The 19,922-nt window shown below is 65.3% G+C and carries 21 protein-coding genes; 10 read left to right on the forward strand and 11 right to left on the reverse strand.

What is annotated here, in order from left to right; all coding sequences use genetic code 11:
• On the reverse strand, positions 1–261 hold the full coding sequence (locus tag CK240_RS15450) for a PqqD family protein (protein ID WP_167650072.1): 261 nt from the start codon (positions 259–261) through the stop codon (positions 1–3).
• Between the two features lie 127 nt (positions 262–388).
• Complete coding sequence (locus tag CK240_RS18760) at positions 389–526, reverse strand: hypothetical protein (protein ID WP_095641231.1); 138 nt, start codon at positions 524–526, stop codon at positions 389–391.
• A 310-nt stretch (positions 527–836) separates the two neighbouring features.
• Here CK240_RS18760 and CK240_RS15460 point away from each other — a divergent pair, with 310 nt between their 5' ends.
• Positions 837–1,547 carry a sugar transferase gene (locus CK240_RS15460; protein ID WP_240517490.1) on the forward strand — a complete coding sequence of 237 codons (711 nt, stop codon included), beginning with the start codon at positions 837–839 and terminating at the stop codon, positions 1,545–1,547.
• 69 nt (positions 1,548–1,616) lie between these two features.
• Here the strand turns inward: CK240_RS15460 and CK240_RS15465 are convergent, their stop codons facing one another.
• The 3 genes from CK240_RS15465 to CK240_RS15475 all read right to left on the reverse strand — a co-directional run bounded on the left by CK240_RS15465 (position 1,617) and on the right by CK240_RS15475 (position 5,062).
• Positions 1,617–2,915, reverse strand: coding sequence for an O-antigen ligase family protein (locus tag CK240_RS15465; protein WP_167650073.1), 1,299 nt, complete (start codon positions 2,913–2,915; stop codon positions 1,617–1,619).
• Between the two features lie 259 nt (positions 2,916–3,174).
• On the reverse strand, positions 3,175–4,143 hold the full coding sequence (locus tag CK240_RS15470; RefSeq protein WP_095641233.1) for a glycosyltransferase family 2 protein: 969 nt from the start codon (positions 4,141–4,143) through the stop codon (positions 3,175–3,177).
• Between the two features lie 139 nt (positions 4,144–4,282).
• On the reverse strand, positions 4,283–5,062 hold the full coding sequence (locus CK240_RS15475; protein WP_167650074.1) for a family 16 glycosylhydrolase: 780 nt from the start codon (positions 5,060–5,062) through the stop codon (positions 4,283–4,285).
• A gap of 117 nt (positions 5,063–5,179) precedes the next feature.
• On the opposite strand from CK240_RS15475, the gene CK240_RS15480 reads away from it, so the two are divergent.
• Entirely contained in the window at positions 5,180–6,301 is a 1,122-nt protein-coding gene (locus CK240_RS15480) for a glycosyltransferase family 2 protein (protein ID WP_095641235.1), read from the forward strand.
• Here the strand turns inward: CK240_RS15480 and CK240_RS15485 are convergent.
• The 3 genes from CK240_RS15485 to CK240_RS15495 all read right to left on the reverse strand — a co-directional run bounded on the left by CK240_RS15485 (position 6,290) and on the right by CK240_RS15495 (position 9,364).
• Positions 6,290–7,402: a nucleotidyltransferase family protein gene (locus tag CK240_RS15485; RefSeq protein WP_167650075.1), complete on the reverse strand. Its 1,113-nt coding sequence runs from the start codon at positions 7,400–7,402 to the stop codon at positions 6,290–6,292. The genes CK240_RS15480 and CK240_RS15485 overlap by 12 nt on opposite strands.
• 85 nt (positions 7,403–7,487) lie before the next feature.
• Complete coding sequence (locus tag CK240_RS15490) at positions 7,488–8,516, reverse strand: replication initiator protein A (protein ID WP_095641237.1); 1,029 nt, start codon at positions 8,514–8,516, stop codon at positions 7,488–7,490.
• A gap of 626 nt (positions 8,517–9,142) precedes the next feature.
• A complete protein-coding gene (locus tag CK240_RS15495) occupies positions 9,143–9,364 on the reverse strand; it encodes a hypothetical protein (protein ID WP_095641238.1) in 222 nt (73 codons plus the stop codon).
• Positions 9,365–9,446: 82 nt separating this feature from the next.
• Here CK240_RS15495 and CK240_RS15500 point away from each other — a divergent pair, with 82 nt between their 5' ends.
• From CK240_RS15500 to CK240_RS15525, 6 genes are all read left to right on the forward strand, one after another.
• Positions 9,447–10,652, forward strand: a complete 1,206-nt coding sequence (locus CK240_RS15500; RefSeq protein WP_095641239.1) for an acyltransferase family protein — start codon at positions 9,447–9,449, stop codon at positions 10,650–10,652.
• A gap of 179 nt (positions 10,653–10,831) precedes the next feature.
• Positions 10,832–11,812, forward strand: a complete 981-nt coding sequence (locus tag CK240_RS15505; RefSeq protein ID WP_095641240.1) for a glycosyltransferase family 2 protein — start codon at positions 10,832–10,834, stop codon at positions 11,810–11,812.
• A gap of 220 nt (positions 11,813–12,032) precedes the next feature.
• Complete coding sequence (locus CK240_RS15510; RefSeq protein WP_095641241.1) at positions 12,033–12,617, forward strand: hypothetical protein; 585 nt, start codon at positions 12,033–12,035, stop codon at positions 12,615–12,617.
• Between the two features lie 384 nt (positions 12,618–13,001).
• The gene (locus tag CK240_RS15515) at positions 13,002–13,763 is read left to right on the forward strand and encodes a glycosyltransferase (protein WP_095641242.1); all 762 of its coding nucleotides are present in this window, start codon (positions 13,002–13,004) and stop codon (positions 13,761–13,763) included.
• Between the two features lie 108 nt (positions 13,764–13,871).
• Positions 13,872–14,999, forward strand: a complete 1,128-nt coding sequence (locus CK240_RS15520) for a glycosyltransferase family 2 protein (RefSeq protein WP_167650076.1) — start codon at positions 13,872–13,874, stop codon at positions 14,997–14,999.
• Between the two features lie 113 nt (positions 15,000–15,112).
• Positions 15,113–16,624, forward strand: a complete 1,512-nt coding sequence (locus tag CK240_RS15525; protein WP_095641244.1) for a lipopolysaccharide biosynthesis protein — start codon at positions 15,113–15,115, stop codon at positions 16,622–16,624.
• Positions 16,625–17,041: 417 nt separating this feature from the next.
• Here CK240_RS15525 and CK240_RS19540 read toward each other — a convergent pair whose 3' ends face one another.
• The 3 genes from CK240_RS19540 to CK240_RS15540 form a co-directional block, all read right to left on the reverse strand.
• The gene (locus CK240_RS19540) at positions 17,042–17,560 is read right to left on the reverse strand and encodes a recombinase family protein (protein WP_338048976.1); all 519 of its coding nucleotides are present in this window, start codon (positions 17,558–17,560) and stop codon (positions 17,042–17,044) included.
• Between the two features lie 114 nt (positions 17,561–17,674).
• Positions 17,675–18,046 carry a GNAT family N-acetyltransferase gene (locus CK240_RS15535; RefSeq protein WP_095641245.1) on the reverse strand — a complete coding sequence of 124 codons (372 nt, stop codon included), beginning with the start codon at positions 18,044–18,046 and terminating at the stop codon, positions 17,675–17,677.
• Positions 18,047–18,173: 127 nt separating this feature from the next.
• Positions 18,174–18,353: a hypothetical protein gene (locus CK240_RS15540; RefSeq protein ID WP_095641246.1), complete on the reverse strand. Its 180-nt coding sequence runs from the start codon at positions 18,351–18,353 to the stop codon at positions 18,174–18,176.
• A 633-nt stretch (positions 18,354–18,986) separates the two neighbouring features.
• Between CK240_RS15540 and CK240_RS15545 the strand changes: the two genes are divergently transcribed.
• Together CK240_RS15545 and CK240_RS15550 are read left to right on the forward strand one after the other, a co-directional pair.
• Complete coding sequence (locus CK240_RS15545) at positions 18,987–19,649, forward strand: ParA family protein (RefSeq protein ID WP_095641249.1); 663 nt, start codon at positions 18,987–18,989, stop codon at positions 19,647–19,649.
• Positions 19,649–19,922: chromosome partitioning protein ParB (locus CK240_RS15550; protein WP_095641247.1), on the forward strand; the 274-nt coding region annotated here is incomplete at its 3' end. The genes CK240_RS15545 and CK240_RS15550, both read left to right, overlap by 1 nt.

Here is a 19,922-nt window from a genome sequence, read left to right on the forward strand (position 1 = left end):
TCAGACCGTCTGGATCAGGCCATGCGTCAGCATGTCCTCCAGCAGGTCGGCGATGTCGCCCCGGCACTCCTGGGGGGGCACGTCGTATTCGGCCGCAATGGCGGTGGTCAGGTCGTCCAGCGAAGCGGGCGCCGCCATGCGGTCCCAGATCGCCGCGCCCACGGGGTCGAGGCTGAAGTAGGTGTTCGACCTCAGGTCCAGGATCGCGATGCCTTCCTCGACCGCGCAGGACACGCATTCAGGGGAAACAAGATAGGCCATGAATTGCATCTTCTCGGAATTGAAGTTGAAAATTGCAGTGCGGGACAACCTTAGCGTGATTTCCGACTCGATTTCCCTCGGAGGGCCGGTGAACAGGCGGCAGTTACCCGCCGCCTGCCCGTTCTCATTACGAGAAGGTCAGGTCGCCAAACGGCGTTCCCGTGGGGAAATCGCGGTCCAGCTTGGACCCCGCGCTCATGCCGTGGGTCATGGCTTCCAGCTTGCCTTGCACGCGGAGAACGGGGCGGGCGTAGGTTTTGGTCATGGTGCACCTTGTTAAAAACACAGCAGTTCGTGACTGCCCCAGGCAGATTTCCTCTTGAGCGGTTCTTTGCAACCTATCCAAAAAGACAGGTTAACTTCCCTGTTCCGAAATTATCGTTGAGGTTCAACAATTAAGACAAAAACCTTGATCCTTGTGGCATGGTGCGCCGTGGTTTTTAACCATCATCGAGAATTGATAAAACTTTAGCTAGATGATTATGCCATACATGATCTAGGTGATTGCCGAGGGCCTTTTCCCCTTTCGCCGCCGCCGCCGTTAATTGTTCTGTTGTTCTTTGTAGGGCTGGTTCATGCAGATGCTCCGTGTCCAGGATCTTGTTGCCGGCAACGGCAAGGCTCCCTTGCTGTCTGGCCTTGCCCGACCTGCCCCCGCGGCGCCTGCCGCCCCGGTCGGAGGCTGGGGAAAGCGGACGCTCGACCTCGGGCTTGTCCTGCTGGGCCTGCTGCTGCTCTGGCCTCTGATCCTGGGGCTGGTCGTTCTTCTCAAGCTGACGGACCCGGGCCCCGTGCTTTACGGGCACCGCCGCGTCGGCTTCGGCGGGCGCGAGTTCCGCTGCTGGAAGTTCCGCACCATGGTCGTCGATGGCGACGCCGTGCTGGAACGCCACCTGCAGGAGAATCCGGCCGATGCCGCAATCTGGAAAGAACAGCGCAAGCTGGTCAACGACCCCCGCGTCACCCCCCTGGGGGCAGTCCTGCGCAAGCTCAGCCTGGACGAACTGCCGCAGCTTCTGAACGTGCTGAAGGGCGAGATGAGCCTGGTGGGCCCCCGCCCGGTCGTCCAGGCCGAGCTGGACCATTACGGGCCTTCGGCGCGGCACTACCTGGCCGCCCGCCCCGGCCTGACGGGCTTGTGGCAGATCAGCGGCCGCAGCGACACCACCTATGCCGAGCGGGTGCGCCTGGACCGCTTCTACGTCATGAGCTGGAACCTGTGGCGCGACCTGCGGATCGTCTTCCTGACCATCCCCGCGGTGGCGCTGTCGCGCGGCGCGCATTGAGGCGTTCCGCCCCGTGAGGTCCGCAGGGGGCGCCTTTCTTCGGAAGGCGCCCTTTTTCCTGCCCCGTGATCAGGTGACCGCGGGCAAGCCCGCCCGCCCTTTCGGCGCCGGGGCCGAGGATGCCGGGCCGCGCTGCGCGCTGCGGAAGGCGTGCCCATAACAGACAGCGGCGATGGTGATCACCGAGGACAGCTCGAACTGGAGGAAATACGCCACCTCGATCCACATCAGCAGGAACTGCCGCACCATGAAGAGGGCGAAGAAGACCGAGGCCGCGGACGGGCTGCGGATCGCCCAGGTCAGGGACGAGACCAGCGCCGCGAAGAAGATGACCGCCTGCAGCGTGCCGCCGACCAGGCCGATCTCCACCATGTTCGAGATCAGGGTGTTGTGGAAATGGAACCCTGCCCGGCTGCCGATCCCGAACATCGCCCAGAGCTGTTCGGCCAGCGGGTTGCCCTGCACCCAGAAGGCCTGGAACCCGGTGCCCAGGATCGGGCGCTCCGCGATTTCCTGAAAGGCGACGGCCCAGAGGTCCGTCCGGCCGGTCAGCGTCACGTCCTTTCCGGTGAGGTCCAGGAACATCTGCGACAGTTCGGCCGCGAAGAAGGACAGGATGATCCCCAGCGCCGTCGCCAGCACCACCGCCATGGCCACCATCACCAGACGGACATGGGGGGCGAGTCGTTGCAGCAGCACGATGGCACCGAAGGCCAGGACGACCCCCAGGGTGCTGACAAGGGCGCCGCTGGACTTCCCCATCACCAGCAGCATCGTTCCCATGAGCAGGCTTCCCAGCGCAGGCAGGCGCCAGCGCGCCGGAAGCCTCCGGTCGAGCAGCAGTGCCAGCGCCACGATGACAAGAAGCGCACTGGCATTCGCCAGCGCGTTCTTGCTGGCATAGATCCCCAGGTACCCCATCCCGTCGGAACGGCTGCGCCCCGATGCAAGGCTGGCAAGCCCCGCAAGCGAACTGACCACGAACAGGATCTTCACGAAGGTCATCGGCGCCAGCCGGTAGGCCATGGCGACCGCAATCGCCACGGTCAGGCACAGCTGGATGCCGTAGCGCAGCGTAAGCGAGGGATAATCCGACCAGGCGAAGGACATCAGGCACCAGAGCGCCATCAGGACGACCATCCATTCCCGCCGCAGCGCCGCCAGCGTCTCGCCCGGTCGGCTCAACACCAGCGCCATGCCGCCCATCAGGAACAGCAGCGCCCCCAGCGAGCCCAGGACGGGGATGAAGGCGAGGCCGAAGATTGCGACGAATGTCGCCAGGACGTCGGGCGAATAGCTGATCGTCCAGCCCTTCCGGGGCGCCCGCCCGGTTCGTGGCCGCGCGGCAGCGGCTCCCGTGCCTGTCACCGCCGGCGGCATCGGTGGGACGTCCTGAGGGGAATGGGGAACAAGAGGGCCTCGTCAATCGGCGGGGCGAATGGCAGGGTCGCCCCGTCACCGCCGTTCATCATGCCGGTTCATCCTAGCGGCCGCAGCCCGGAAGCCCAAGCCCTTGCAAGGGTGGGAAAGGGCCCGTCCTGGGCGAACCCTTGAATGATCCCGGCATGCCCACCCGGTTTTGTGGTTCAGGGCGACCGGCAAGGGCGCGGCGGGGTCCGCGCCCCGCTTATGACACGCCGTTGGCTGTCCGTGCGAGGATGGCGGCGACAGAGGGATGCTCGCGCCCCGCATGCCTTACCGCCAGCCGCTTGACCATGGCCTTGAGGGAGGGGTCGCCCGGAACGCCGGGCGCGCGGATGCCCGCCTTCCGCAGGGCCTCGCGCCGGCTTTCCATCGGCAGGCGCAACACGCCGCCTTTCAGGAAGTCCCGGCGCAGCGGCTCGGGCGTTCCCTTCCAGACCTCCCGCTGCAGGGCAGTGACCGAGGCCTTGAGGTCAAGCTCGCGCCGCAGCCAGCCCTTGCCGAGACCTGCGTTGCGGGTGGTCGATTGCTCGTTCTCGGCCCAGACGGCCAGCTTCTCGCGGCTGATGTAGACCGGCTCGGACACCAGTCGCGTCCGCAGGTATTCCTCCAGCGTCGGGATCGTCCCGACCCGGATGGCGAGTTCCCGGCGGATGTCCTTCGACCAGAACACCGCGCCGTTGGACAGGCCCACGGCTCCGAACATGGCAAGGTGAATCTCTTCGGGTGCGTGGACGCGCTCGTCGAAGATCCCGTCGAAGATGCCCTCGTCCCCGATGCGGGCGTTCGGGGTGCGGCTGTCGTGCTCGATCACCTGGTTCAGCTGGCAGATCGTGACGCCTTCCTGCCGGATGATCTCGCAGCCCCGTGCCATGAACTCGGGACGCACCTGGTTGTCGTCCTCGAGCATGAAGAAGAAATCCGCCCCATGGGGGTTCTCGCGCAGGAAGCAGTCGTCGAGGTTTCTGACCATGAACTTCTGCGGGCGATTCCAGACATGGCGGATGCGGGGATCGCCCAGTTCCTCGACCACGGCACGGGCGCTGCCATCGGGGCAGTCGTCGCGCACCTCGCAGATCCAGTCCTCATGCGTCTGCGCCTGCAGGCAGCGCATGGCGCGCGTGAGCATCTCAGGACGGCGATAGGTCGGGGTTCGGACCAGAACCAGGGGCATGCGCGATTCCCGCTTCAGGAAACTCTCTCTCGCAACCGCATGGCCGCAGGACCAAGGCGCCGGCAAGTGGTCTTATTGGACAATTTGAGCGTTCAGGACGCGGATTCCTCATGCGCCGCAAGCGGCAGTCCCCATGGGGTCAGGGATCCGCGCATGTGACCGATCCCGGAAACAGGCACGCTTCACCCAGCGGCGTATAGGCCACCCAGTCGATCTCGTAGCCGAGCGGGCCTTCGCGCGGGCCCTGCTTTCCCAGCCAGTCGGTCAGGGTCGCCGTGCTCCAGAAGGACAGGTAAAGCTTCTGGGGGTGCTCGGGCAGCGGGCTGCCGGGGGCGGTGCGGTGGACCTCCTGCCCGTCGAGGAACCAGGTGATGCCCTCCGGTTCCCAGCGGAAGGCGACGGTGTGAAAGGTCTCGTCGAAGGGCGGGGTGGCGGGGGCCGCGCCGCCGTTGTGGGGCTTGCCCGCGACATAGGTGTTCACCGTCATCGCGCCCGGATCGCGGGTCAGGATTTCGATGTCGATCTCGTCATGGGGGGCGCCGTGGACGGGGCCGATATAGGTGAAGACCGAGGCGTTCAGCCCGGGCGCACGGGGGGTGCGGATGCGCGCCTCGAAGGTGCCGTGGTGAAGCCGGGCGCGGGTCTGGACCTCGCCGCATTGCGCGGGCCGGTCGCCGTCCTCGGGCGCGGGGATGTGGAACAGCGTGAGTGTGCCGTCCTGCACCCGAACGGCCCCGGCCGACCAGTGGCAGTCCTGCCAGTCGCCGTTGGTCCAGCCGTCCGAGACATACCAGCGGCCGCGGTCCAGCCCTTCCGTGAAATCCTCGAAGAAGGCGGCCGTGTCGGGACGGGGCGTTTCGGCCCGAAGCGGCTGGCCCAGGGCTGCCAGGGCAACCAGAAGGGCGGGGAGGTGGCGCACGTTCAAGCTCCTCGGCCGCGCGGTTGCCGCGTTGGATTACCCGGCTTATGGAAGCCCCGCGCGGGTCGGTCAACGGAAAGGCGGTCACATGTGGTGCAATCTCCGGGAAACGCCCGCATGACTGCCCCGGACACGGCCAGGCCCCTCGTTTCGGTCATCATGGCCAATTTCCGCGGCGCGGCGCATCTGGAAGCCGCCATGCGCGCGGTTCTCGCACAGTCCGAGCGGCGGCTGGAGCTGATCCTCGCCGACGACGCCTCGGACGACGACAGCGTGGCGATCGCGCGGGCGGTGGCCGCAGGGGACGACCGGGTGCGGGTCATCGCCAGCGCCCGCAACGGGGGGCCGGCCGCCACGCGCAACCTCGCGCTGGACGCGGCGCGGGGCGACTGGATCGCCATCGTGGACAGCGACGACCTGATCCACCCGGAACGGCTTGCGCGCCTGGTCGCGGCAGCGGAGGCCGCGGGGGCCGATCTCGTGGCCGACGACCTCGTGCATTTCGGCGCCCCGGCCGAGGGGGGCCGCACCCTGCTGCAGCCGCTCGCGCTGGCCGCGCCGATGTGGCTTGGACCGGCGCCCTATCTGCGCGCCAATGGGGGCGACCCGGCCCTGCCCGCCTTCGGCTATCTCAAGCCGGTGATCCGGCGCGCGGCGCTGGGAAGCCGCCGCTACGACCCCGCCCTGCGGATCGGCGAGGATTACGACCTCGTGCTGCGCCTTCTGATCGACGGCGCGCGCTTCCTGCTGCTGCCCGATCCGCTTTATGCCTATCGCCGGCACGCGGGCTCGATCTCGCACCGCCTGTCGGTCGGAACGGTCGAGGCCATGCTGGCCGCCCATCGCGCCCTGCCCAGGCTGGCCGATCCCGAGGCGCGGGCCGCGGCCGCGGCCGTGGACCGGCAGCTGCGCCGCGCCCTGCGCTACGAGCGGCTGGTCGCGGACCTCAAGGCGCGGCGCTGGAGCCGCGCCCTGCCCCGGCTGGCCGATCCGGCAATGGTCCCGCGTCTTCTGGAAAGCCTGCGCGACCGCCGCCGCCGCAAGGCCGCCGCGGCGCAGGGACCAAGCGCCCCCGCCCCCCTCGGCTCCCTGCCCGGCCTGCCGCCGCCCGGGCAGCCCTGGGACAGCCCCCCTGCCCCGGTTGCGGGCCGGATCGCGGCCACGGGCGTCCTGCCGCCGGGCGCGCCGGGCTGGGCCCTGTGGCTGGTGCAGGCGACGGCCGGGGCCTCAGCGGGCTGAGGGCTTCGCCCGCCGCTCCAGGGCCGCCTGGACGCGCAGGGAAAGGGCCGCGCGGGCGGCCTCGGCCGCCAGCACATGGGGGCGGCCTTCCGTCAGCATCCGCAGCATCTGCCGCCGGCGCGGCGCCTCGGCCCGGCGCTGCCAGGGCTGGAACACGAGGTCGCGCAGCAGGGCGGGGTCATCCGGCAGGCCGCGCAGGGCCCCGCCCCCATGCGCCAGCGCCGGATGGTCGTGGCAGGCGCGGGCGAGCGCGAGCCCCAGCGCCAGCGTCTGCCCCTGCCCGCCCGAGGCCGCGATCCCGTCCAGTTCCTGCCGCTCGGCAGGGCTCAGGCGGGCCAGCCAATGCGCCAGCTCGGTCGCGGCCCAGCCGCAGGGCTCATGCGCCAGCAGCGCCTTGGCCAGCGTCACCGCCATCAGCAGGCAGCCGTCGGCGGGCGACAGGACCGGGATCGCGTCGCCCTCGTGGGTTTGCGTCGCCGCGCGGTCCAGCACGCCCGCGGCGCCCCGCCAGTCGGGCAGGCCCGCCTGCTGCAGCCGGTGGTGCAGGTCGATCACCGCGCCGTCGCTGTCGCGGCGGAAATGCTGCTCGCCCAGGAAGGGGATCCACCAGAGCGCCTGCTCCTGCTCCATCGCCGCGAAGCCCAGGGCTTGCAGGACCGCCGCCGCCCGCCTGCGGTCGCGGGGGGCCACGAAAAGGTCGATGTCCCCCGAAGGGCGGCGGAAGGGATCGCCATGGACGGCCATCTGCTGGAACGGGCCCTTCAGCACGACATGGCGCAGCCCCGCGCGGGCAAGCGCCGCGCTGGCTTCGGCCGTGACCGCCATGGCGCGGCGGTTCATGGCGGCGATGCGCAGCCGGACCTGCAGAAGCCGCGGGGCCAGCGCGGCGCAGCCGGGAGGCAGTCCGGCCGGGCTGACCGGCAGCTGGCCCAGCATCTTGTTCAGCCGGGCGATGTCGAACAGCCGGTCGGGATCGGGCGACCGCCCTGCCCCGCCGGGCAGCGGCGCCGATCCTGCAGGGGCCGAGGCCGCCAGCAGGACGCCGATCTCGGGCAGCGAATCCCCCCGGACCGACGCGATCGTTTCCTCGCTGAACCCCATCTGCTCCTCCTGGCCGCGCCGCATTTCACCCGAGCGCCGGGGCCGAGGCAACCGGCGGAACGCCGCGCCCGCCCCGGGCGTGCCTTCAGGGCCGCCCGCGCTTTTCGAACCAGGACTGGCAGAAGCGGACGAAGTGGCGCGAGGGGTGCTTGGGCTCGATCTCCTCGGCCGCGCACCAGCGGCGCCATTCCCCTTCCAGGTGGCGCACGTCCCAACCGGGGGCGGCGGCGCGGGCCTCCTCGTAGGCCTCGGGCTCGAGCAGGCCCTCGAAGACCTCGGCCTCGGGCGCGGGGGCGGTGCCGCGGTTGCGGAAGACGACCTGCGTGCCGTCCTCGGAAAAGCGGACCGAATAGTCGGGCATGTGGGAATGGGCGATGTCCTCGCGGATCACGTTGGCCACGAGGCGCCGGAACTCGAAGCTGGTCGAGGAGGAGCCGCATTTCTTCTGCAGAAGGTCCAGCCCCACGATCCATTCCTTCTGGTTGCCGCAATGCTTGCGCGCGAGCTCGTAGAGCCGCCGTTCCAGGGGGCGGCGCAGGCGGAAGTAGTCGCGGCTGATGGTCAGCACCTCATGCGCGCGGATCGCGTTGAAGACCCAGTCCGACAGCTTGATCTCGATCTCCTGCATCCGGCCGTCGCGCGTTTCGCGCACGATGCGGGCGCTTTCGATCAGGCCGAAGGTTTCGAAGATCTCCTTTCCGCCGGTGGTGACGTTGGTCGAGATGCGCGTGCCTGCCAGCCGCTCCATCGCGGCCTTGAGCAGGCCGTAGCCGCGCCCCGTGGTCATGCGGTTGGTCGCGCGCAGGAGGTCCGAGGCCTGGAAGCGGACGACCTGGCTGACCTCGCGCCCGTCGTTCAGCGCCCGGATCAGCTGGCTGATGCAGAAGATCAGGATGTCACGGTCATGGACCGTGGCCATGCCGTCGGAGGACGGCTTGATGTCGATCGACAGCCCGTTGTGCTCGTAATGGCGCGGCCGCAGGTCGGGCTTGGTCGAAAGCGAGAAGATCGGATGCTCCATCGAGCCCACGTCGGCCTTGGGGGCCGCGTTGAAGATGTCGCAGACAAAGAAATCACGTTGGGGGTACCGGTCGGGCAGAAGGGGGCTGTTCATATGACACCGGGAAAAAACGACACTTCACCCATAACGACACTTCACCCATGAATCAAGGTTAACGACACTTCACACATAAGAGGGGCGGAAACGACACTTCACCCATGGAGAAACGACACTTCACCCATGGAGAAACGACACTTCACACAGATGCAGACAATTCAAAATACTGATAATATTGATTAAAAAGGCTATTTGTCTGCGCTTAACACCTGTTTAACACCTATTTAACACCAGCGCCCTGTGGATAAGGTGGTCAGGCTACAAGGGCAAAGACTTGAGAGGGTGAATTGTCGGCCTGGCACGGGTTGTTTGAAGCACTGCTCCAGCGGTCTCCCCAGCCGCGCTAGTCCGTGATCGGAAAGATCAGACGCAAGTCAACCAAGAGCCCGTCTTAAGGCCCGCAGCTGCCGCAAGCCATGGAGATCGGCCTAGTTTCTGAAGAGGAAGGTTGCATCTGAAGCTGTTCTGTCGGTCAAGGAGGTTTTCGACGGGCAATGACAGGCTCCTTCAATCAATTCAGGACTCTCAGAAAATAGCCGGCGTAGGCTTCAGAAGTCCCGAGTCCCATCATCTTGCTGCTGGCGCCTGATCCTCCGTGAAGCGAGAGAACCGGATCGTGAACATCACGGCAACCGGCCGGGATCAGCAACCGCGTTATAGTCCTGAATGGCCAGTATGCTCAGCGCCTTGTGGATCGTGCCACACGTCAGGGGACGATCGATGATCATCTGCTGCATGTGCGAGACCACCATCAAGAAAGCAGCCAGGGTGCGCGTAACATCGATGAAGTCATATCTGGATGAAGTGGTCGCTACGTCCCGCTTCTTGGTAACGACATTCGGCAAGGTTTCCTTTGCTGCCCACACATGATGCACAGCATCCCGGGCAGATGAGGTTTGTCTCTAAAAACAACTTGATTTTTCGTGGATGTTCATGGAATTGCGGTTGAGCAGAAGCCAGAAAAAGGGTAACTTTATGAGTAAATTCAGTTCCTCCAATCGTTTGACTTATCTCGAGACGGCTCGAGGATTTGCCTCGATCATAGTAGTTTTCCACCATTTCCTGCTCGGATTTTTTCCAGTGCTGAAGGATTCGGTGGTTCAGGGCGGACTCAAAGGCACGCCACTTTACGTGCTTGTGAATGGAAATGGCGCAGTAGCATTTTTCTTTGTGCTTTCCGGTTTTGTATTGACACGAAAATTCTATAAAAAATTTTCTGTTTCGGATCTGACTGCGTCGATACTCAAGCGACTGCCGCGACTGATGCTGCCAGCAGGGCTTAGCATGATGATCGGCGCCATTATTCTGATATACTTTCCCGAGGCATATGGTGCTGCCGCCCAGCTTACAGGTTCAGCATGGCTCGCCGCTTTTGCCTCTGCCGGTATCTCTGAAGACTTCGTCCCAAGTTTTTTGGATGCTGCGCAAAGATCTTTGTTTGTTTTCCTTTGGCCACATCATTATTATCAATATAATTCGAATCTTTGGACAATGGTTTATGAATTCTATGGAAGCATGCTGGTCTTCATGCTGGTGGCAGCATGCTGCCTCAAGTTTTTTAGAAAGGAATACAGGGTTGTCGCACTACACATTCTTATCGCCTTTCTTTGCATTTCTCTGGGTCAGATGCTGTTCGTGCCTTTCGTCATCGGCTCCTTAATTGCTTTTTTTCACTGTATCCGTCCTTCATGGTTCCAGATGCCGTCTTGGTCAATCGTAATGATTATTGTTATCATGATTGCCGGCTACTCAGTCGATTACTGGTCCGTACTGCTACTGGCTTCCACGGCTGCAATGCTTCTCCTTCTTTGCACGCCTTCTCTGGAGCGATGGATGAGCGGCCCTGTGGGTCTATTTCTTGGAAGATTATCGTTTCCCCTTTACCTCGTCCATGTTCTGGTAATCGTCAGCGTAACTAGTGCAGCTTATACGAGCTTGAGTGAATACGGATTGAAACATTGGGAAGTGCTAGCGCTTTGCTTGGCGCTTACATGGGCAGTTTCCCTTTTGGCAGCGCTACCGTTCATGGCGCTAGAAAAAGCTTGGGTTCCAGCACTCAATCGATGGTCTCAATTGGTTATTAAGCGATTTTCTTTGTTAATGCCTGCAGTAACCAGGCAAGTTGAAAGGTAGGGCTGCATTCTTTGTCTGTCGCAGATGGTGATAATAAATATTAACATATTCAATAATGTTTGTTAGTTCGATCTCATGGACTGTCGTAAAGTAGGGATGTTATGCCCTGCCAAGATAAAGCAATCATCCTGAAACTGGCAGGCTGGACATTTGCGCCGTATCTTGAGAGGAAAAGGCGCATGAATCCTCCCGTCACTCCTTCTGTTTCCGTCGTCATCACCGCCCGTGACGCGGCTGCGACCATCGGCGATGCGGTCCGCAGCGCGCTGGCCGAGCCCGAGACCGCCGAGGTGATCGTGGTGGACGATGCCTCGCGCGATGCCACAACGGCGGCGGCCGAGACGGCGGCCGGAGGCGACGGGCGGCTGAAGCTGATCCGCTGCGCCGTGAACGTCGGCCCGGCCGCGGCCCGCAACCGGGCGCTGGAAGCCGCCACGGGGGCCTTCGTGGCGGTGCTGGACGCCGACGACTTCCTGCTGCCCGGGCGCTTCGCGCGGCTGCTGGCGGTGCCGGGCTGGGACATGGTGGCCGACAACATCCTTTTCGTGGCCGAAAGCGCCTCGCCCGCCGCGCTGCCGCCCCTGCCCCCGGTCACGCCCGCGCTGATCGACATCGACCTGACGGGCTTCGTGCGCGCCAACCGCTCGGCGCGCGGGGCCGGCCGGCGGGAATGGGGCTTTCTCAAGCCGGTCATGCGGCGCGACTTCCTGGACGGGCACGGGCTGCGCTATGACGAGGCCCTGCGCCTGGGCGAGGATTACGATCTTTACGTGCGGATGCTGCAGAAGGGCGCGCGCTTCCGCGTCAGCGCGCAGGTCGGCTATGCCGCGCGCTGGCGGGCGGATTCGCTGAGTTCGCGCCACCGCACCGCCGACCTCGGGGCGCTGCACGCGGCGGCCCGCGCCCATCTGGCGCTGCCCGGCCTCGATGCCGCGGCCCGGGCCGCGCTGAGCGCCCACGAGGCCGATCTGCGGCAGCGGTTCCTGCTGCGCGACTTCCTCGACCGCCGCGCGCGTGCCGGGCGGGCGGGCGCGGTGCTGTCGGCACTGGGCCGACCCGCGACGCTGGTCCCGGTCGCCCGCGGCCTCCTGTCGGACAAGCTGGCCGCGCGGCGGCCGCGGCCTCCCAGCCGGATCGGGCGGCTGCTGATCGAGGGGTGAGGGGTGGACTGCCGCCGGCTCTGCGCCATCTGCGGCAACCTGTCCTTTTCGCACGCTTGATGGCATCAGGCAGACTTACTATTCCGGTGCGGCATGCCCGGTATTAACGCATGAAGTGAATCTGCAAGGTTTCCGGTAAGAAGCAGGGCCATTTTGTTCCTGCAGAAGGTATGGTTTTCTCATGATTGAGCATCGGGCAAGGATTCCGGCCAGAAGCGACATGGCGGGAAGCCTGCCCTGGGCACCCGTGGCTGTCGGCATCTGCCTGATCTTCCTGGCCGTTGCGCTTTACCTGCATGGCCGGACCGGGGTCGAGTACAGCTTTCTCTACAGGGATGCCAATGCCATCGCGGGCAATCCGTTCTATTACGGAATCCTCGAGAACCTGACCGCAGTCCTGATGATCTCCTCCGGGTCGATCCTTCTTTTCACTGCGGCGACAGGGAAATGGGCCAGCGCCGATCCCTTCGGGTTTTCCTTGTGCATGGGACTGCTCACGACAGTCATGGGCCTTGACGATCTTCTGATGCTGCACGAATCCGCCCCGTTCTTCCACTGGCGGCTCAAGGAGGCTCACGTTTATCTTGTCTATGCGGCGCTTCTTGTGTTCTCGGTTTCCTTCTACAGGCGGATCTTTCTTTCGACCCCCTTTCCGCTTCTGGCCATGGCGCTTGCCGCCCTGGCACTCGGGGGAATGGAGGACATGCTCGGGTTCGGTTCCGGGATCGAGGATTACCTGGAGATCGTCGGGTTCAGCTTCTGGTTCTGCTATATCGTCGCCACCAGCGTGGCATTGAAGAAATGACGGAGTTTCCGCGGGCCAGAATTTCGTTGCGTGCCTCTGGCGGCATGAGCGACGCAATTCCGCAGGCAGGATCAGAGTTGCGGCACCCTCCTTTGCGCCGATTGCCGGACAAGGGGGGTGCTTTTCCCGGCACGCACCGGCGGGATGCGAAAAGGGCGTCCCGCAAGAGGCTTGCCCTTCCGGATCTGAGCGGCCCGCTCGTCCCGAGCCTCCTCGGCCCGGGGCGAGACATCGATCGGAAAGGCTGCACCTGCCCTGCAAGCCCCGAGCAACATCACAGGAGACCCGATGCGAGGCGTCTGGAGAATACGGAACTGGCTTGGTGAACAGCGGCGGCGGCAGCGTCTCCGCCGGGCCCAGAGGGCTGTTTCCCGCTTTCCGACCGTGACCGGGCGAAAGCCGCATGAACTCGGCGCGCCGCTGATCGTCACGCTGACCTCTTACCCGCCGCGGTTTCCGACGCTCGGGGCGACGCTTCGCAGCCTTCTGGACCAGACCGTCCAGGCGGACCGGACAATCCTTTGGTTGGCCGAGCAGGACCTGGCGCTGCTGCCCGACGACGTGATCGTGCTGAAGGACTTCGGGCTGGAAATCCGCACCTGCGCCGACCTGCGGTCCTACAAGAAGCTGATCCCGGCGCTGCAGGCCTTTCCGGGCGCATGGTTCGCGACAGCCGACGACGACGTCTATTATCGGCCGGACTGGCTGGAAGGCCTTGTCAAGGAAGCGCGCACCCACCGCCGAACGGTGATCGCGACCCGGGCCCATCTGGCACGGCTGGATGAGGCGGGGCGCTTGGTGCCTTATCTGGACTGGAGCGCAAATACCCACCACCTGCGCGCGCACCTGCCCCAGACCCGGCTGTTCCCGACCGGGGTGGGCGGGGTGCTGTATCCCCCCGGTGCCTTCGCCGATGCCGTCATGGACGAAGACGCTTTCCTACGGCTTTGCCCTCATGGCGACGACATCTGGTTCTTCTGGATGGCGCGGCTGGCTGGAACCGACCAAGTCCGAACCCCCTTGGGCTTCGAGCTTCTGGCTTGGCCTCAGTCGCAGGATGTCGGGCTTTTTCATGAAAACCAGATCAACAGCCGCAACGACCTGCAGATCCGCAATATGGAGGAGGCCTATGGACCTGTTCCCTGACCTGAATACAGGCTGGTCGATGCCGGGAAGCGCCCAGAAGAACCGCCATGTCCAGAAGAAGCCAGATTGCCGACGGTTCAGGGGCCAAAGACCATGCCGGAGCACAGCATGAAGCAACGCATCAGCGTCATTCTTCCCACCTACAACCGCGCGCATCTGATCGGCGAGACGATCCAGAGCCTTCTGGAGCAGACGCGGATACCCGACGAGATTCTGGTAATCGACGACGGCTCCATCGACGGCACGCCAGAGGTTTTGGCGCGGTACGAGAATCTCAGGGTCGTGAGGACCGAGAACAAGGGCAAGGCCTCTGCCCTGAACCTTGCCCTCACGCTCGTCTCCGGCGACCTGGTCTGGATCGTGGACGATGACGACCTGCTGCTTCCTCATGCCTGCAGGGTGCTGTCTGCCCCGCTCGAGGATGATCCGGGCCTGGATTTCTGCGCCGGACGTCACCTCGACTTCGAGGTGGACGAAGGCACGGGGCAGAAGGTCACCCGGCCCCCCGGCTACATGCGGAACTCGTCGCCGGGGCAGATCTTCCCCGATCTGCTGGAAGGCTGCCATGTCTTTCAGCCCGGCCTGATGGTGCGCAGGCGCGTCTATGATGCAGTCGGGCCCTTCGACGCTAGTCTGATCCGGTCGCAGGATTACGAGATGATCCTGCGGATGGCCCGCCGCCACCGCGGGATGCAGTTGCCCGAGGTTGTCTTCCTGCACCGCGAACACGGCGGCCGGCGCGGCTCGGCCTCGGATGGTTTCGCCGCGACCGAGAATGCCGACAGGTGGGCCGCCTTCAACCGCCGGATCTTCCTTCCCCTGCTGGATGATCTTGCGGACGAGGAACTGCTTGCCGGCGAGGATCTCGGTCCGCTGCCCCCTGCCCTGCGGCGCCGTGCCGCCCGCGTGAAGCGAGGTTGCGTTCTGGCGCGCCAGCGCATGTGGCACGAGGCGGTCGCTGCCTGGCAGGAGGCCACGGCCATGGATCCCGCGCCGCTGGCAGAACTCGAGCGCGAGATGCTGGCGCGCAGCCCGAATTCGGCTTTGGGTGCTCCCGAACTTTTTGCGGACGCAGCTGTTCGCCGGGGTTTGGTTGCGCTGTCGCGCATGGCCTCCCCCGGACCCGAGATGGCCGCCATCCTTCGCCGCGCCTCGCGCTGGCATGTTCGGGCGGCAATCCGGGCAGGCGACTGGCGCCATGCCGGGCGAGGAGTTCGTCTTCTGCTGGCACGATGAGCCGGCTCGAAGCCGGCGGGCGCCTTTGCGCCTTGCCTCACTTGCTGTAGAGCCGCCGTTGCGGTCAGGTAACCGGCATCTGCGGGTCCGCCTCGTGAAAGGCGCAAGGCAGGATGCATCGTTTCGGGAAGGCGCTCGTGGCACAGGACAGCACGATCTTTGATCCGCCTGCCGGATCGCTCGGCAGGTCGGTCGGGCGCGGGGCGCTGATGACTGGCGGTGCCCAGACTGTCCGGCTTGCCTGCCAGTTTGCCTCGGTCATTGTCTTGTCGCGCCTGCTTGCACCCGAGGATTTCGGAATCGTCGCCATGGCTGCGCCCGTCATGGGTTTCGTCGGGCTGTTTCAGGATCTCGGGCTGATGCAGGCGACCGTCCAGAAGAAGCATATCACCCATGCCGAAGTGAATGCCCTGTTCTGGATCAACATGGGCATCAGCGCGCTGCTGGCCGGGATCCTGATACTGGCCAGCCCACTGGCCGCGCGGTTCTATGAGGAACCCGGAGTAGGCTTGCTGGTGGCCGCCCTGAGCCTGCAGATCCTCGTTTCCGGGGCAGGCGGACAGCACCACGCCATTCTGAATCGCCGGATGCAGTTCGGCCGGCTTGCCGTCCTGGACAGTGTTTCGGCAGTGGTCGGGCTTGGAGTGGCGATCGTCTGGGCCCTCGTCGATCCGGGCTATTGGGCGCTTTACGCGGGCGGGCTTGCAACGGCCATCACTGCCACCGTGATGGCCTGGGCCGCGTCCGGTTGGCGACCGGGATGGCCGCGATGGGTGGCGGGTGCGGGCGGGCTCGTCAATTTCGGTGCCGGGATCACCGGGTTCAACTTCGCCAATTTCTTCGCTCGCAATCTCGATAACGTCCTGATCGGTCGTTATCGAGGAAATGAGGAACTGGGCCTCTACGACCGCGCCTACAAGCTGCTGCTGTTCCCCCTGCAGCAGGTCACGAACCCGCTGTCCCGGGTCATGGTGCCCGCGCTGTCGCGCATGACGGATGAGCCGCATCGCTACCGCCATGCTTATCTGCGAGTCGCGCCGCTGCTTCTTCTGGTCACTCTGCCTGGGGTGGCGCTTGCTATTGCCATGGCGGATGTGCTGGTTCCCTTCGCGCTGGGGCAGCAGTGGGCGGGCAGCGCGCTGATCTTCCAGGCGCTCGGCTTTGCGGGCCTTCTGCAGTCGCTCAACAACCCCTCGGGTTGGCTTTTCATCAGCCAGGGGCGCTCGGCCGAGTTCATGCGCTGGGGCATCGTCACGGCGCTGACCTCGGTTGCGGCTTTTGTCATCGGCCTGCCCTACGGCGCCTATGGCGTGGCATTGGCCTATGCCGTCAGCGAATACCTGCGCACGCCCCTGTTGTGGCTTTATGTCGGCCGGCGCGGCCCGGTCGGGGCCGGGGACATGGCACGTGCGGCCTTTCCCTTTGTGGTCGGCGCCCATCTGGCGATCGGCCTTCTCTGGGTGATCCGGCCCCATCTGCCGGATGCTCCCCTATCGGCCCTGATCCTTGGCACCCTGCTGTCGTATTCGCTGGTCATTGCCTTTGCCGCGCTGTTCGAGCCAGGCCGCCGCACACTAAGGGAATGCCTGCGTCTGCTGCGGCGCCAGAGCGTGATTGCAGTATAAACTGTCGCTTGGCCGGCAAGGAAAGGCAGGCCTCTTGTGCGGGGATTGCCGGCAGCCGGTCTGGCGCGACAGTTCGAAGCGCAACGAACAGGTGGGCGCGGCTTTGCCCGTTTTGGCGGATCTCTGAAGACGAAGTCCAGTTAATCATGCCCGCAACCGGGACAGCCGCGCGCGCTCGCCTGATTTTACGAGTTGCTGAAGAAGGGAGAAACGTCGTTTACCGATCAATCGTCAATGTCCAGTGCGCTCGTGGCTCAGGCTGCTCCAAGCACTCCGGACTGCTGCCTGAGCGTCCTGTAGACCGTCGGCCGCGGCACCGAGAAAGTTCGGCCAGGTCGCTGATGCTGTAGTCTCCGCTGTCGTGCATGCGCCGCAGCTCCTTCTGCTGGCGCTCGGACAGCTTGGGCGGCTTGCCCTTCAGCTGGCCGGACGCGGGCCAGAGCCGTGCCCTCGCGGGTGCGCATGCGGATCGTGGAGGCGGGCTCCCAGCTGAAGCCGCAGTCCGCGCGCAAGAAGCCGGTCGGTGACGGGGCGGGCGTCGGGAACCGAACGGGTGGGGCGGTCGCGCTTGGGACCACCAGCGTGTCCCCCTGCCCTGATCGCCGCCAGCGCCTGATCCAAGCCGGGACGCGCGCGGCTGGTCCCCGACAGGCCATGGTCGACATGGATGCGGGCAGGGGCCACCCGCTGCGCGGCGAGGTCCTGCCGGTCGGTCGAGCAGCGGGCATGGCCGCTGAAGGTGCCGGTCTGTCGTCCGCAAAGCCCCCCATGGGCGAGACGATCATCGTACCAGTCATGTGAGACTAGTTTTCCCCTGCGCTGGCAAGGGCAGCCGGCACGTCCGGCGCCGTCCGCTGAACGATCCCCTTGCGGACGCTCGCGAGGCCAGTGGCCTGCATGGCGCAGGGCTTGTTCGGCGCCCTTGCGGTCTGACACCGGCCGCAAGGCAATTCCCGATCTGCTGGCAGGGAATCCGGAGCGGATGCCCCTTACCGCAACTTGGGGTCGCGCAATCCGAAGGCGCGGTTTGCCGGGTTTCTCTTGCAACCGTCACGACAGGCCGCGCCGGAAGCGGACAATCCGCTCGGCTTCGGTGAAGCCGAGGGCGCGATGGGCTGCGATGCTGGCTTCGTTCGCGACAAGGGCATCGCTGGCGATTCCGCTCAGGCCGCGTGCCCGGGCCCAATCCTCTCCGGCCCGGACAAGGTCCCGCCCGATCCCAGGGCCACGCAGATCCGCATCGACATACCGCCCATCGACATCGGCAACGGGGCCGGGTCCGCAGCCCTCGGCATGGTCGCGAAGGCCCATCCCGGTGAAGCCCGCCAGCCCTGCCCCGGGCCTGCCCCGGGCCTGCCGGCAACCGGGATGATGGCGTTCCCGGGGGCGGGGCAAGACAGGCTGCGATCTTTTGGGCCGCATCCATGTCGTCAGGCCACAGGGCACCTTTCAGGCGCCCCAGTTCCCCGGCATCGGACAAGGCGGCGGGCCGGATCCTGCAGTGAACTTCGTCCCTGATCTCCTGCCCGCAGTTTACGGGCCCTGCCCTTCAGGACGCCTGGGTCGTGAGCTTCTCGTAAAGGGGGCGGTAGGCCTGGTTGTGCTGATAGGCGCTCAGGGCGCCCACGATCAGCTTCCATTCCTCGCTCGTGAGGTGCAGCCCCGCCGCAGGAGCGCGGAAGCCGAGGAAACCCGGAGCCGGGTTCGGTTGAAGGCGGCGCGAGATCAATTTGCTTTCCGGTGCACGCATAACCAGGGTCCAAATGGCAAAATCATCAACTGTTCCGTGAATATACTAATTAAATTTCACTGATCAGTTGTCTAAAAGGGCAATTGGTCTGGGTGCTGTGGGCTCAAGGAGACATAAGCTTGGCAGATAACGGTTTTCCTGAGGCGTCTTCTTGCCCGCTAACGGATGCCCTGCTTCTAACCTGACGATTGTGCCCAGGCCGGGGAACGGGCTGCATGCTTCGTCCCATGGAATGATCGACAAGCCGAGGGCTCTTTCACCCGGAAGGGATCGGTCAGGCCTTCGGCCGTCTCGGGGACGCCGAGAGGCTGGCCGTGAACCGCTCGCCGGCCCTGTTACCGGGGCCGGCCGAGGTGGTCCTGTTGCGCCGCTCGACTGTCGCGGCGTTCAGGGGTTCAGGTCCGATACCCGGTGAAGCCGGGTTTGTGCGTCCGGGCGGATCCTGAAGGAGGCAGCGATGGACGCAGGTTCCTGCATCCTTTGCCTCTGCGACCGGGAATCCTGCGCAGCGTCCTGCAGTTTCCCAAACCCGCAGCCCCTGCCCGCCCGAGGAAGGATTGCATACCGGATTATTTCGTATATCCGGTAAAGGAAATAATCTGGTTTGTGATCATGCCCACTGTCGTCATCGCTTCGCCCAAGGGGGGCGCCGGAAAATCTACCGCTGCGATCATTCTGGGGACCGAGCTGGCCCATGCCGGCGCGGGCGTCACGCTGCTTGACTGCGACCCGAACCGGTCGCTGTCGCTCTGGGCCGGGCGCGGCCCCTTGCCTCCGCGCGTCACGGTCCTGTCCGAGGTCGGCGAAGGCGAGATCGTCCGCACGATCAAGCGCCACGACATGGACGGGCAGATCGTGATCGTGGACCTGGAAGGCGTGGCCTCGCGGCTGGTCAGCCGGGCGATCTCGCAGGCGGACCTGGTGATCACGCCGATGCGGGCAACGACGCTGGACGCGACCGTGGGCGTGCGCGCCCTGCAGCTGATCCGGGAAGAGGAAGAGGCGCTCGACCGTGCGATCCCCCATGCCGTGGTCTTCACCATGACGCGGGCGGTGCGCTCGCGCCAGCACAGCGGGATCGAGGCGTCCCTGCGCGACCAGGGCGTGGACCTGATCGAGCCGCCGCTGATGGAGCGGACGGCCTTCTCGGCGCTGTTCGAGTTCGGCGGCGACCTGCGGACCATGCCGGCGCAGGGCAACATGGAGGCCGCGATCGGCAATGCCGAGGGCTTTGCCCGCGCCGTCTATGCGCGGCTGACGGCGGAGGATGCGTGATGGCGGATAAGCCTTTCAGCGTCGACCTGGGCCGGCTGAAGTCGCGCGAAAAGGACCGCAGCGCGGCGGCCGTCGAGCGTGCCGACCGCGCGGGCGAGGAACTGGGCTTCGTGGACCGCGACCCGGTCAAGCGGCGCGGCCGCAAGCCCAGCCCCCGCACCGGCCAGGTCCATGCCAAGGTGCTGCCCCATGTCGCCGAGGAAATCGCCGCCGAGGCCCGTCGCCGCGGTGTCCAGCAGGGCGTGGTGCTGGAGGAAGCCTGGGCGCTCTACA

The organism is Paracoccus salipaludis (assembly GCF_002287065.1).
GTDB classification, from domain to species: domain Bacteria; phylum Pseudomonadota; class Alphaproteobacteria; order Rhodobacterales; family Rhodobacteraceae; genus Paracoccus; species Paracoccus salipaludis.